The organism is Flexivirga sp., assembly GCF_035551235.1.
Classification (GTDB): Bacteria; Actinomycetota; Actinomycetes; order Actinomycetales; family Dermatophilaceae; genus Flexivirga.
Genome location: NZ_DASZNO010000019.1, coordinates 377098 through 390784 on the forward strand (window position 1 = coordinate 377098; position 13687 = coordinate 390784).

Below are 13687 nucleotides of genomic sequence, written 5' to 3' on the forward strand. Positions count from 1 at the left end.
TTCGTATGACGCGACGTTCGCGTCATCTACCTCGGGCGCCGGAAGCTCGTCCGGCACTCAATTTGCGCGTCTGCATGATCGTGGCTGCCATCTCCTCCACGGACATCCGGGCGGAGTTGATGTAAGGGATGCGGTGCGTGCGAAACATCGCCTCGGCACGCCGCAACTCGTAGGTGCACTGCGCAAGGGTCGCGTATGCCGAGCCCGGTCGCCGCTCGGACCGCACCTGACTGAGCCGTTGCGCGGTCGACAACAGGCCGTAGCACTTGTCGGCATACGGGGCGATCGGCTTCGGCAGCCCGCCGGTCTCGAAGTCCTCTTCGACGAGCGGGTAGTTCGCGACACGCAACCCGTACTGCAGGGCGAGGTACATGGTGGTCGGCGTCTTGCCGCAGCGCGAGGGCGCCGTGAGGATCAGGTCGGCCCGCTCGAGCTGCCGCAGGCTCTGACCGTCGTCGTGCTCGATCGCGAACTCGACGGCCTTCATCCGGTTGTCGTACTCGCCGACATCGCGCATGCCGTGGGCGCTGCTGGCGTTGTGTGCGGCGTTGACGTGCAGCACCCGCTCGACCATGTCCAGGTGCGAGCCGAAGAGGTCGATGAAGGCGCACTCGGTGCCGGACAGGATCTCGCGGATCTCCTCCACGGCGACCGTGGAGAAGACCAGCGGGGTCACGACGTCGGTCTTGACGGCGTCCATCTGCGCCACGGCCTCGTGCGCCTGCTCCGGGGTCTTGATGAACGGCAGCTTCTCGCGCACGAACCGCACGCTGGGAAACTGCTGCAGCATCATGTTGCCGAGCGTCTCGGCAGAGATCCCCGTCCCGCCGGCCACGAAAAAGACCGGGGTCGCAGGCGTCTCGGCCGGGAAATCCACAGGCCGAACTCTGCCATATGAACCCTCGAACAACTGACGGGGTGCCCGGGCCGCTGCTGCACTCATGAAGGACCAGTCGACCCGGGAACCCGGCGCCGTTATCCCGCGAGCTTCTCGGCGGCGGCCAGCAGCACGCAGGTCACGACGCCTTCCATGGCAGCCGTGACTTCCTCGGGCACCGGGAAGGTCGGCGCCAGGCGGATGTTGGTGTCGTCCGGGTCCGTGCCGTAGGGGTATGACGCACCGGCGGGCGTCAACGCGATGCCGGCTTCCTTCGCCAGCTGCACGACCCGGGTCGCGGTGCCCGGAAGCACGTCGAGGCTGACGAAGTAACCGCCGATCGGGTCGGTCCAGGAGGCGATGCCCTTGCCACCGAGCTTCTCGCGCAGGATGCGCTGCACCTCGGCGAACTTCGGCGCGATGATGTCGCGGTGCCCGCGCATGTGCCGGCGCACGCCCTCGGCATCGCCGAAGAACTCCGCGTGCCGCAGGTGGTTGAGCTTGTCCGGACCGATCGACCCGTTGGCGAGGTGCCCGAGCCACCACTTCACCTGCGGGGCGGAGGCCGCGAGGAAGCCGACACCGGCTCCGGCGAAGGTGATCTTGGACGTCGACGCGAAGATGATCGGCCGGTTCGGGTTGCCCGCGGCACTGGCGAGCGACAGGATGTCGGCGCTCTTGGCCTCGTCCTTGGTCAGGTGGTGGAACGCGTAGGCGTTGTCCCAGAAGATCTTGAAGTCCGGTGCCGCGGTCGGCATCGAGGCCAGCTGCGCCGCAACCTCCTGGGTGCACACGGCACCCGCCGGGTTGGAGTAGGTCGGCACGACCCAGATGCCCTTGATGGTCGGGTCGTTCGCGACGAGCTCCGCGACTGCGGCCGCGTCCGGGCCGTCCGGCGTCATCGGCACGGAGACCATCTCGATGCCGAGCGACTCCAGCAGCGTGTGGTGGCGGTCGTAACCGGGCACCGGGGTGATGAAGCGGACCTTCTCCTCCTGCGACCAGGGGCGCGGGGAGTCGACGCCGCCGAAGAGCGTCAGCCAGTAGAGGGTGTCGCGCATCATCGTCAGGCTCGAGTTGCCACCGGCGACGAGCTGCTCCGGCTCGACCCAGAGCAGCTCGGCAAAGATCTCCCGCAGCTTGGCCAGGCCCTGCAGCCCGCCGTAGTTGCGGGTGTCGACGCCGGCCTCATCGACATACGTCGTGGGCAGCTTGAGGAGGTCGTTCGACAGATCCAGCTGCTGGGCCGACGGCTTACCACGCGTGAGATCGAGCTTGAGGCCGCTGGACTTCAACGTCTCGTATGCCGTCTGCTGCTCCTGGCGGAAAGCGGCGATCTCGTCGGCGGAAAGCTCGGTCAGTGGTTGCGCGTTGGACACAGCGTGGTTCTCCTGGGGACTTCCGAAGCGGTCGCCCCAGTCTCTCAAAGGTCCCTCGCCCTCCCGCGCACCGGACCGTATGACGGACGGTCAGCGGATCGTCAGCGCTCCTGCGCCCCGGTGGTGTGCGCGACGGCCCGCGGAAGCTGCAGCAGGCAGCGCACGCCCTCCCGGGCTTGCACGGCGGCCACCCGCCACTGCTGCTGCCTGGCCTGTTGCCACGAACTGCGCCCGGCGTAGGCGACCGAGTAGAGCAACGCCCTTCTCGTGGTGGCCGACCGGCGCGCGGGCGGCACGTGGCGACCGATCATGCCGATCGCGGTCACCCGCTCCCGGATGTTGAGCCCGGTCCGCATCCGGTGCGACGAGTCGGATTCGCCGTGCTTGCGGTAGCCGGCCAGGATCTCGTCGACGAAGACGACCGGACCGGCGGCAGCCAGCCGGGTCCACATCTCCCAGTCCGCGGCGTGCGGCAGGTCGGCACGGAACCCACCGACGTCCTGGTATGCCGAGCGTCGCACCACGATGCCCGGTGTGCGCACCCGGTTGGACACGACGAACGCGTCGAACGCGCCGTCCCACACACCGGTGCCGGTCCGGTAGCGGCGACTCTCGTGCAGTCGCGCACCCGCATCGTCGATGTCGACCGTCCGGCACATCGCGGACAGTGGCGAGGCGCCCGCCCCGAAGGCCGCCTCCATCGCCCGATAGAAGCCCGCCAGCACGATGTCGTCCCCGTGCAGCAGATGCACCAGCTCCCCCTGCGCGAGCTCGACGCACCGGTTGAACGTGCCGATCGCCCCGAGGTTGTGCGGGTTTCGTTCATACCGGACCCGGCCCCTGCCGACCGCACGGACGACGGCCTCCGGGTCGTCGGTCGAAGCATCGTCCACCACGATGATCTCGGCGTCCTCCCGATCGCCCAGTTGGGTGACGACCTCCCCCAGCGTCTCGGGCAGGAAGTGCGCACAGTTGTACGCCGGAACGACCACCGACCACCGGATGGTCGTCGTCCGTTCAGGTGTTGTACTCACTGCGTTCCCCCTCTGTCTCGCCTGGTGACTAGCGTCGGAATTCCCTTGTGAAACAAGCGTATCCGGCCATTCCGGACGGGGCGAAACTCGACACGGGAGCGACAGTACATGCGGATCGGAATAGCAGGAGCGGGTTTCTCCGGAGCGGTGATGGGACGCGAGCTGGCCGAGGCCGGACACGATGTCGTTGTGCACGAGACACGTGATCACGTCGCCGGCAACTGCCACACCGAGCGCGACGCCGAGACCGGCATCATGGTGCACCGTTACGGCCCGCACATCTTCCACACCGGCGACGAGCGAGTCTGGGCCTACATCAACGGTTTCGGCGACATGCAGCCCTACAACCACCGCGTGTTGAGCACGGTCGGCAGCCGGGTCTACTCGCTGCCGGTCAACCTGCTCACGATCAACCAGTTGTTCGACACAACACTGGATCCAGCGGGCGCGGAGGCCTTCATCCGGGAGCAGTCGGACCAGTCGATCGACGAGCCGGCCAACTTCGAGGAGCAGGCGCTGAAGATGATGGGGCGCAAGCTCTACGAAGCGTTCTTCCACGGATACACCTGGAAACAATGGGGATTGGAACCGACCGAGATCCCGGCTTCAGTGCTGCGCCGCCTGCCGCTGCGGTTCAACTACGAGAGTTCCTATTTCGCGCATCCCTACCAGGCGATCCCCCGCGACGGCTACACCGCGATCATCGAGCGGATCCTGGACCATCCGGGCATCGAGGTCCGGCTGAGCACGCCATACAGCGCGGCGGACCGGGAGCATTTCGACCACTCGATCTGGACCGGCCCGCTCGATGCGTGGTTCGGTCACCGGCTCGGCCGGCTCGGCTACCGCACCCTGGACTTCGAGGAGATCCGCGCCACGGGCGACTTCCAGGGCTGCGCCGTCATGAACTACGGCGACGTCGACGTGCCGTACACCCGCATCTCCGAGCACAAGCACTTCGCGCCGTGGGAGCAGCATGAGGACACCATCTGCTTCCGCGAGTTCTCCCGCCTCGCCGGCGAGGACGACATCCCCTACTACCCGATCCGGATGGCCAAGGACAAGGTCCTGCTGGAGCAGTACCTCGACGCGGCGCGGAAGGAGCCGGGTGTGACCTTCGCCGGCCGACTGGGCACTTACCGCTACCTCGACATGGACGTCACGATCGCGGACGCGCTGGCAGCGGCCGACGCGATGAAGGAGGCGATCAGCGCGGGGCGGCCGATTCCCGCGCTGCTGCAGGGCTGATCCCGGCCCGGGCACCGTCGGACTCCAGGTGGGCGACCTGCTGCTGCAGGTCGCTCACCTGTTGCTGCAGCACCGCCAGTGCGTAGAGGAGATCCCCGTTGCTGACCTCGGTCCGCGACGAGCGTGTCGGGATCATCGACGCGAGCCGGCTGTTGTCGGCCAACTGCTGCTGCGCGTACTTCCGCGTCATCGACGCCGTACGACGCACGCCCGAGTAACGCAGGTGATGCCACCCGACGAGCACCTTGTTGTCCGTGGCGGGGCGTCCGGCGAGCGCCTTGCCCCAGGCCTGCTGGTTGCCCTTCGCGATCGCGAGCGACAGGCGCCGCGTGTGCTCGCCCTTGTTGCCCTCGTTGAGCGCCCGGATGACCAGCGGCGTCGAGTACTGCGCGAAGATCGGCCGCACGATGCCGAAGAGCGTGTCGCGCAGTTCCTCCGGCGTACGGCGGGAGATCCACTCCAGCTGCGAGATGACCCAGGTCAGCAAGGTGACCTGGTAGATCTCCAGCACGCCGCGCTGCTGCAGCCACTCGTGGATGGTGTCGTGGTGCTGGAAGATGCGGAAGAGCCGCTCGTCGGCGGTCGCCATCGTCTGCCCGGACCGGGCGACCCGGTGATACGCGAGCACGGTGGGCACGATCGCGATCGAGCGAGCGCTCACGATCGAGAACCAGTGGAACGGGTTGTCCTCGAAGAAGTGGTCCCCGACGGGGAATCGGATGCCCTCGTCCTCCAGCAGCGAACGCCGGTAGAGCTTGCGCCAGGGCACTGCGATGAACCGCAGGAACTGGTGGCGGGTCGTCGGGTCGAGGTCGTAGCTCGACTGCTCGAGTGCGGCCCAGCGGTGCGCATCGGCCGGCTCGTTGCGCGCACCGCTCGAATCCTCGACCTCGAGGTACTTGCACATGGCGAGTTCGGCGCCCGCGGCGTCGGCCGCCCGCACCAGTTGCTCGAACATCTCCGGCTCGACGAAGTCGTCGCCGTCGACGAAGCCGACCCAGTCGCCGGTGGCCCGGTCCAGACCCGCGTTCGCCGCGGTCGCGACACCGCCGGGGCTGTTCACACCGAGCAGGACGGGGATGAATCGCGAGTCGTGTGAGGCGAATTCGCGGATCTTGTCCGGCGTGGCGTCACTGGAACCGTCGTCGACGACCAGGACCTCGATGTCCTCGATCGTCTGCGCCGCGACGCTGCGCAGACACTCCTCGATGTACGCCTCGATGTTGTATGACGTGACGATGATGCTGACTGCGGGCATGAGTGATCGGCTCCAGGATCAGACGAGCGAGCGGCGGACGATGCGGTCGGCGAGGGACGGATCCCGTCGTTCCCGGATGCGCATGAAGTCGGCCAGGTTGATGCGTAGCAGGTGCTGTTGCAGCCGTTGCCGGCCGTCATCGACCACCTCGGGCGCGAGCCGATCGAGCGCCCACGCCGAGGAGCGCAGCGCGAAGTCCCAGTAGTGATGGGAGTAGCGGTTGCGCAGGTCGGGGCGCCGCTGCAGTTCGTCATACGTCTCGTCGAGCGCGTCGAAGAGCGCCAGGCGCTCCCGACCCATCCGGTGCGACAGGTTGCCGCCACCGTCGCCGACGATGTGCGTGCAGACGGGCTCGTTGAGCAGCAGGATCGAGCGCGCACCGAGCAGCGTCATCCAGTGCCCGAGAATGTCGTTGTGCACGTGAGTTGCGCTGAACCGCAACCCGGTTCGGCGGAAGTGCTCCGTGCGCAACAGCTTGTTCCAGGGGTAATTAGAGAAACCCAGCAGGCGCGGCACCTCCGACAGTCGCACCAGGCGGCGGGCGTCGTCGCCGACATACCGTTCCCAGACGATCTGGTCGAACGAGTTCATCCCCGTGTAGTCGGTGGTCCAGCCGCGCCGGTAGATGTAGGGCATCATCGCGACGTCGGTGTCGGTCGAGTCCAATGCGCCGATGGCGCGCGCCACCACGTCGGCGTCCAGCTCATCATCGGCGTCGAAGAAGATCGAGTAGCGGCCACGGGCCAGCTCGAAACCCACGTTGCGGGCATGCCCGGCACCGTGGTTGCTGCCCAGCGTGACGAGTCGGACATCCTCCTGCGCCAGCGCTCGGACCACCTCCACCGAGTCGTCGGTCGAGCCGTCGTCGACGACGATGACCTCCACCCGCTTGCCGGGCACCTGCAGGAACGAATCGACGACCTTGCCGACGGTCGCGGCCGCATTGCACATCGGGATGATTGCGGTCAGATCTGGAACGGGTGCGGGAGAAGTCACGTCCGGAATTGCTGCTTTCACATTGGTTTTCGCGGCCAGTTCGCATCGAGTCTCCGGGGAGATTACCCCACGGATTCGGCGGAAATCGCACCCGAACGGACGCCCGGGGAAGCGGACGACCACTGGTCACCCGCCGTCCACCTGCCGTCCATTTCCAGGTCGTCCGGCTCCACACATGATGGGCGGGCTGCAACCTTGCGGTGCTGTCGAGAGGTGGAGAACGTGGTCGATGAGTCAGGGACTCAGGAGCTGCTGCAGCAGATCCTGAAGCAGGTGCGCACGACCCGCGAGATCCCGTCGACGGCGCTCGGGCTGCGCCAGGCAGCGGTCCAGGACTCGGTCGATCACATCCGTTCCGACGCGCGCTTCGCCGCAGCCCAGGTGCACCAGCACAACCCCGATGCGCTGCGGCACGCCATACCGCACGTGCCGGAGTGGCCCGGGCTCGTCGCCGAGTTCGGCGTGCACACCGGGCGTGGCCTGACCCTGATCGCCGATGCCTTCCCCGACGCGACGGTGCACGGCTTCGACTCGTTCGAGGGCCTGCCCGAGGCATGGACGGGCAGCCGGGAGGACGCCGGGGCCTTCGACATCGGCGGCAAGCCGCCGAAGCTGGGCGTCACCAACACCGAGTTCCACGTCGGCTGGTTCGACGAGACGGTCCCGAAGTTCGCCGCCACCACCACCGAGCCGTTCCGCTTCGTGCACCTCGACGCCGACCTCTACAGCTCGACGAAGACGGTCTTCGACGGGCTCGGCGACCGCTTCGTCCCGGGCACCGTCATCGTCTTCGACGAGTACTTCGGCTACCACGGGTGGCGGCAGCACGAGCATCGCGCCTTCACCGAGTTCCTGCAGGCCCGGCCGGATCTGGACTTCGACGCGGTGACCATCGGGCACATGAACCTCGGCGTGAAGCTGCGCGAGGCGTAACCACCGGCCTCCTCTCGCGGGTGGTTTCAGCGCAACCGGCGGATCGACGGATTGAGCGCGAACACCGCACAGAGCAGGCTCATCGCCATACCGAAGAACGTGGTGGTCACGACCACCGACGACGCACCGACGAGGAGTCCGAAGATCGGGGTGGTCGCCGGTGTCAGCACCAGGTCGCCGAGGTTGCTGACCGAGGACACCCGGCCCAGGTGACTGGCCGCGATGATGCGCTGGAACGACCCGCTCAGCCACACCGAGGCGAGCCCGGCGGTGACGCCGACGATCGTCATACCCAGGACCAGCCCGACCCGGGTCGGCAGGCCGACCGCGGCCAGCCCGAATCCCTGCAGCACCAGCAGGCGGAAGGATCGGCGCGGCAGGTAGTCACCCTGCCAGCGCGTGCCCGCCACGGATCCGACGATCGCCCCCACCGCGAAGGTCGCCTCCGAAGCGCCCAACCAGCCTGAGCCCCAATGGGATTGGGACACCCGCAACGCGACACCGACCGACATGACCGGCGTGACGAAGACGTTCAGCGCTGCCAGCCCGAGCAGGAAGATCCGGGCGACCTCGGACCCGCGGATGTAGTCCCACCCGGACCGAAGCGACCGGGAGACCGGCTCCTCGGGTGCGCGCGGCAGCCGGTATCGGGTGCGCACCACCAGACGCAGCACGACCAGCACGCCGAGAAAGGTCAGCCCGTCCGCGATCATCGAGAAGCCGAAGCCCCAGTGGATGACGACCGCGCCCAGCGGCGCCCCGAGCAGCCGCGCGAGCCGCGAGCCGGTCTGTGCCCAACCGCTGACGGTCACCAGGTCGTCGGTGTCGACGAGTTGCCGCACCAGAGTTCTGGCCGCCGGTCCGCTCAGGCCGCTGACCGTGCCGAAGCAGATGGCAACCGCGAAAAGCACTGCGCCTGCGTGCAATCCGGCCTGCCAGCACACGGCGGCGATCCCCAGCACGACGACACGGGCGAACTCACCGAGGATCATCACGCGTCGGGTGTCGTAGCGGTCGGCGATCACGCCGCCGAAGAGTGTGCAGATGGCCTGCGGCAGCATCTCCACGCCGAGGACGAAACCGGCCAGCCCCGGGGAGAACAGGTGCACCGCGGTCCACGCGAGACCGATCGCGAAGACGGTGTCGCCGGCCGCGGAGACGATCACGGCCAGCAGGTAGACCTGCACCATCCGGTCGCGCCGGACCGGTGGAGGTGTCGCGGTGATGAGCACGGGCTGGTCGAGGGCGGGAGTCGTCATACCGCACCCGGCTCGCTGGGGAAGACACGCGCGATGAAGCGCACCGGGCGACGTTCCTCGTCGGGATGTTCCACGGCGTCGGCGCGGACCTCACGGGTCCACTCGTCGGTCAGGGCGACGATCCGGTTCTTCAGGTCGTCCATCTGCGCCGGCGTCGCCGCGACGAAATTGTCGTGGGCGAGCCCCTCACGCCACTGCCGTGGCAGTTCGTCGCGGGTGCGCATCCACTGCACCGTTGCGGCATTGAGGTATTCGAGGTTCGCCCGCTCGGCGGCGTCCGCGACCTGCCGGGCGAAGCTGCCGTCCGCGTAGTCGTCCGCGCTCCAGGAGAGCCGGCGCTTGTTGCCGCGCCACCACGACTCACGGGTGTCCCGGGCCAGCTCCGGCGCGGGTTCGATGAAGCCCACCTTGTGCATCGGCTTCAGGTGATGGCTGACCGAACCCACGGCGATGCCGAGCCGGGCGGCGAGCTGACCCACCGTGGCGGACCCGTCGTTGGTCAGGATCTCGAAGATGCGGCGTCGCACCGGGTGATGCAGTGCGAGCAGTGCATCGATCAGTGCGGCACCCTCGGGCAGTTCGGGAAGGCCGTCCGGCGGTGCGGAGTCGGTATGCCGCTCGGCGGCGATCCTGCGTGGCATGCCTCAAGGGTGGAATGCGCTCACGGCATACACAAGAGCCCTTGTATAACTCGCCGGAGATTCGTCGTCGCCCGCAACCCGACCGCTGTCATCACCAGCGACGCGCCCGCACCGGCCAGGATCGCGTTACCACGTCGCATCACTATTTTCTGTTTGCGACACGCACCTCCGCCACAACTGTCACAATATTCTCCGCACACCCTCGTGACGCCATCGCGGCCGAGGTGAGCACGCCGTTCGGCAGCCACTCCACCCGAGCCACGAGGACGTCACATGGGTATCCCTCGCCTTCTCACCGTCACGATCACCGCCGTCGCAGCCGTCGGCACCATCGCCGTTGCGCCCGCGCAGGCGGACACCGAGCCGACACCAGGAACGAGCGCGTATGCCGGGCCGACCATCCCGGGCCCGGCCGGGAATCCGGTGTGGGCGCGCCCATCGACCCAGCGCCTCGGCGCGGCACTCACCTGGGTGTCGTGCGGAGCGACCGGCACGGATGCCGCGATCGCCGTGAAGCTCGCCGGAGCCATGACCTACTCGCGGATGGGGCGGCGCCTGAGCGCCGAGCAGGCCGGCTGCGCCCGTCGCATCGTCGCGGCCTCACGTGCCAGCGGCCTGGACCGCAAGGCCGCCGAGATCGCGCTGATGACCGCGATCGTCGAGACGACGTTGCGCAACTACACCGGCGGCGACCTGGACAGTGTCGGCCTGTTCCAGCAGCGCAACTCCTGGGGCAGCTACGCCCAGCGCATCAGGCCGGAGTCCGCGACCGCGAAGTTCCTGAGCGTGATGCAGCAGTTCTATCCACGCAACGGGTGGCTGAAGGCATCCGCGGGGCAGGTCGCCGCCGACGTGCAGCGTCCGGCTGCGGCATACCGCGGCGAATATGCCCTGGCGCAGACCTCCGCCGACGCACTGTTGAACGTTCTGTGGCCGCTGCCGGTCGCCGCGCCGGCCCCGGGCCCGGCCAAGCCGCCGGCCAGCCTCGCCGGCTTCGGTGATGTCACCGGCGACCGGGTCCTGGACCGCATCGCCTACCGCAGCGACCTGCGGGGCGGCAGTATCCGGTTGTACCGCGGCTGGACCACCGGCATCACGCTCGGCTCCGGCCTGAACCAGTACCGCGCCCTGCTGCGCGGAGACTTCGACGGCAACGGGTCCGCCGAGCTCCTGGGTGTGGCCGCGGACGGGCATCTGGTCCGCTACGCCATCGGCCGGAACGGCACGCTCGGGGCCGGTACGCGGGTGGCCGGCAGCAGCGGATGGGCGGCATACAGTCAGTTCGTCGTCGTCAACGACCTGGGGCGGCGCGCGGCGCAACGCCGCGTCGGCATCACCACCAGTGGCAACGTGACCTACTTCGGCTCCCGCACGGTCACGACCCGCAACCTGATCCCGCTGACCATCTACAAGCAGCCGCTGCCGGTGCGCGACCTCAACGGCGACGGGCTGTCGGACCTCGTTGCTGTCCGCAGGGCGACCGGCCGGCTCACCGCGTTCTACGCCCACGCGAACGGCACGTACAGCAAGGGCCCCGAGTTCGGCACCGGTTTCTGGAACAGGTTCCGAGCGATCACCAGCGACGGCAACGGAGTCCTGCGTGGCATCGACGCCAAACCGCAGGTGCAGCGCGCCTATGTCGTCCGGAACGTGCGCCCGGGCGGCGTCCGCCTCCTCGGCGTGGGTCGCGGCAGTTGGGCGCCATACGCAGGCCTGCTCTAGCGACGACCGACGCCGGACAACGCGAAGCGGCCCCGGAACTCGTGGTGAGTTCCGGGGCCGCCTCAGTGCGCAGCTAGCTCAAGGTCACTTGTTGATCTTGGTGACCCGGCCGGCGCCGACGGTGCGGCCGCCCTCGCGGATGGCGAAGCGCAGGCCCTCCTCCATGGCGATCGGCTGGATGAGCTGGACGGACATCTCGGTGTTGTCACCGGGCATGACCATCTCGGTGCCCTCGGGCAGCGTCACGACACCGGTGACGTCCGTGGTGCGGAAGTAGAACTGCGGACGGTAGTTGTCGTAGAACGGCGTGTGACGGCCACCCTCGTCCTTGCCCAGGATGTAGACCTGACCCTCGAACTCGGTGTGCGGGGTGATCGAACCCGGCTTCACGACGACCTGACCGCGCTCGACGTCCTCGCGCTTGGTGCCACGGAGCAACAGGCCGACGTTCTCACCGGCGCGACCCTCGTCGAGCAGCTTGCGGAACATCTCGATGCCGGTGACGGTGGTCTTCTGCGAAGCCTCCTTGATACCGACGATCTCGACCTCTTCGTTGACGTTCAGCACGCCACGCTCGATACGACCGGTGACGACGGTGCCACGACCGGTGATCGTGAAGACGTCCTCGATCGGCATCAGGAAGGGCTTCTCGATGTCGCGGACCGGGTCCGGGATGGACTCGTCGACCGCGTCCATGAGCTCCTCGACCGACTGGGTCCACTCCGGGTCGCCCTCGAGCGCCTTCAGCGCCGAGACCTTCACGACCGGGGCGTTGTCGCCGTCGAACTCCTGGCTCGACAGCAGCTCACGGACCTCCATCTCGACGAGCTCGAGGATCTCCTCGTCGTCGACCATGTCGGCCTTGTTCAGCGCCACCAGGATGTAGGGAACGCCGACCTGACGCGCGAGCAGCACGTGCTCACGGGTCTGCGGCATCGGGCCGTCAGTGGCCGCGACGACCAGGATGGCGCCGTCCATCTGAGCAGCACCGGTGATCATGTTCTTGACGTAGTCGGCGTGACCCGGAGCGTCGACGTGCGCGTAGTGACGCTTGTCGGTCTCGTACTCCTGGTGCGAGACGTTGATGGTGATACCGCGCTGGCGCTCCTCGGGAGCGTTGTCGATGTCCGCGAACGCCGACGCCTTGTTGAGGTCGGGGAACTTGTCCGCCAGCACCTTGGTGATAGCAGCCGTCAACGTGGTCTTGCCGTGGTCGACGTGACCGATCGTTCCGATGTTGACGTGCGGCTTGGTCCGCTCGAACTTGGCCTTAGCCACTGTGGGGTCCTCCTTCAAGGACAGTTGCTGACGCCGGGGCGGCGCCTTCGGATGTGTTGTGTTTCTTTATTGACAGCCGGGCTGACGATAGGCGCTGCGGCATACCACGTTCAATTCGGTATGCCGCCGCGCCCACGCGTCACTCGCCCCGGATCTTCTTGATGATCTCGTCCGCGACGTTCCGGGGAACCTCGGCGTACGAGTCGAACTGCATCGTGTAGTTGGCACGACCCTGGGTCTTGGACCGCAGGTCACCGACATACCCGAACATCTCCGACAGCGGAACGACGGCCTTGACGACCTTGGCTCCGCTGATGTCCTCCATGGCCTGGATCTGACCGCGACGAGAGTTCAGGTCGCCGATCACATCGCCCATGTAGTCCTCCGGGGTGCGAACCTCGACGGCCATCATCGGCTCGAGCAGCGCCGGGTCGGCCTTGCGGGCCATCTCCTTCAGCGCCATCGAACCGGCGATCTTGAACGCCATCTCCGAGGAGTCGACGTCGTGGTAGGCGCCGTCCAGCAGGGTGGCCTTCACGCCGACCAGCGGGTAGCCGGCCAGGATGCCGAGCTGCATGGCCTCCTGGATGCCGTGGTCCACCGACGGGATGTACTCGCGCGGGACGCGTCCACCGGTGACCTTGTTCTCGAACTCGTAGAGCTCGCCGTCCTCGGTGTTGAGCGGCTCGAGCGTGAGCTGCACCTTCGCGAACTGACCGGATCCACCGGTCTGCTTCTTGTGGGTGTAGTCGTACTTCTCGACCGCGCGACGGATCGTCTCGCGGTAGGCCACCTGCGGCGCACCGACGTTGGCCTCGACCTTGAACTCGCGCTTCATCCGGTCGACGATGATGTCGAGGTGCAGCTCGCCCATACCGCCGATGACGGTCTGGCCGGTCTCCTCGTCCAGACGGACGGTGAAGGTCGGGTCCTCCTGCGCCAGCTTCTGGATCGCGGTGCCCAGCTTCTCCTGGTCGCTCTTGGTCTTGGGCTCGATCGCCACGTGGATGACCGGCTCCGGGAAGCTCATCGACTCCAGAACGATCTGCTCGTTCGGGTCGC

General features: G+C 67.5%; 12 protein-coding genes. 3 read left to right on the forward strand and 9 right to left on the reverse strand.

Annotated features, from left to right (window positions below; all coding sequences use genetic code 11):
• Positions 1–22 precede the first annotated feature (22 nt).
• The 3 genes from VG502_RS04940 to VG502_RS04950 all read right to left on the reverse strand — a co-directional run bounded on the left by VG502_RS04940 (position 23) and on the right by VG502_RS04950 (position 3290).
• Entirely contained in the window at positions 23–877 is an 855-nt protein-coding gene (locus VG502_RS04940) for a pyruvate, water dikinase regulatory protein (protein ID WP_325548908.1), read from the reverse strand.
• A gap of 98 nt (positions 878–975) precedes the next feature.
• Entirely contained in the window at positions 976–2256 is a 1281-nt protein-coding gene (locus tag VG502_RS04945; protein WP_325548909.1) for an aspartate aminotransferase type Ic, read from the reverse strand.
• Positions 2257–2357: 101 nt separating this feature from the next.
• Positions 2358–3290, reverse strand: coding sequence for a glycosyltransferase family 2 protein (locus VG502_RS04950; RefSeq protein ID WP_325548910.1), 933 nt, complete (start codon positions 3288–3290; stop codon positions 2358–2360).
• 108 nt (positions 3291–3398) lie between these two features.
• On the opposite strand from VG502_RS04950, the gene glf reads away from it, so the two are divergent.
• The gene (glf, locus tag VG502_RS04955; RefSeq protein WP_325548911.1) at positions 3399–4538 is read left to right on the forward strand and encodes a UDP-galactopyranose mutase; all 1140 of its coding nucleotides are present in this window, start codon (positions 3399–3401) and stop codon (positions 4536–4538) included.
• Here the strand turns inward: glf and VG502_RS04960 are convergent.
• Both VG502_RS04960 and VG502_RS04965 read right to left on the reverse strand, forming a co-directional pair.
• Positions 4498–5796, reverse strand: a complete 1299-nt coding sequence (locus VG502_RS04960) for a glycosyltransferase family 2 protein (protein ID WP_325548912.1) — start codon at positions 5794–5796, stop codon at positions 4498–4500. The two genes, glf and VG502_RS04960, sit on opposite strands and share 41 nt — an antisense overlap.
• Positions 5797–5814: 18 nt before the next feature.
• A complete protein-coding gene (locus VG502_RS04965) occupies positions 5815–6792 on the reverse strand; it encodes a glycosyltransferase family 2 protein (RefSeq protein WP_325548913.1) in 978 nt (325 codons plus the stop codon).
• A 222-nt stretch (positions 6793–7014) separates the two neighbouring features.
• Between VG502_RS04965 and VG502_RS04970 the strand changes: the two genes are divergently transcribed.
• Positions 7015–7725: a class I SAM-dependent methyltransferase gene (locus VG502_RS04970; protein WP_325548914.1), complete on the forward strand. Its 711-nt coding sequence runs from the start codon at positions 7015–7017 to the stop codon at positions 7723–7725.
• Positions 7726–7751: 26 nt separating this feature from the next.
• On the opposite strand, the gene VG502_RS04975 is transcribed toward VG502_RS04970, so the two are convergent.
• Together VG502_RS04975 and VG502_RS04980 are read right to left on the reverse strand one after the other, a co-directional pair.
• Positions 7752–8984, reverse strand: a complete 1233-nt coding sequence (locus VG502_RS04975) for an MFS transporter (protein ID WP_325548915.1) — start codon at positions 8982–8984, stop codon at positions 7752–7754.
• Positions 8981–9625, reverse strand: coding sequence for a helix-turn-helix domain-containing protein (locus VG502_RS04980; protein ID WP_325548916.1), 645 nt, complete (start codon positions 9623–9625; stop codon positions 8981–8983). The genes VG502_RS04975 and VG502_RS04980 overlap by 4 nt, the downstream gene beginning before the upstream one ends.
• Before the next feature lie 273 nt (positions 9626–9898).
• Between VG502_RS04980 and VG502_RS04985 the strand changes: the two genes are divergently transcribed.
• A complete protein-coding gene (locus VG502_RS04985) occupies positions 9899–11347 on the forward strand; it encodes a hypothetical protein (protein ID WP_325548917.1) in 1449 nt (482 codons plus the stop codon).
• Between the two features lie 84 nt (positions 11348–11431).
• Here VG502_RS04985 and tuf read toward each other — a convergent pair whose 3' ends face one another.
• Entirely contained in the window at positions 11432–12625 is a 1194-nt protein-coding gene (gene tuf, locus VG502_RS04990) for an elongation factor Tu (protein ID WP_325548918.1), read from the reverse strand.
• 139 nt (positions 12626–12764) lie between these two features.
• A partial coding sequence (locus tag VG502_RS04995) for a translation factor GTPase family protein (RefSeq protein WP_473964764.1) occupies positions 12765–13687 on the reverse strand: 923 nt, incomplete at its 5' end.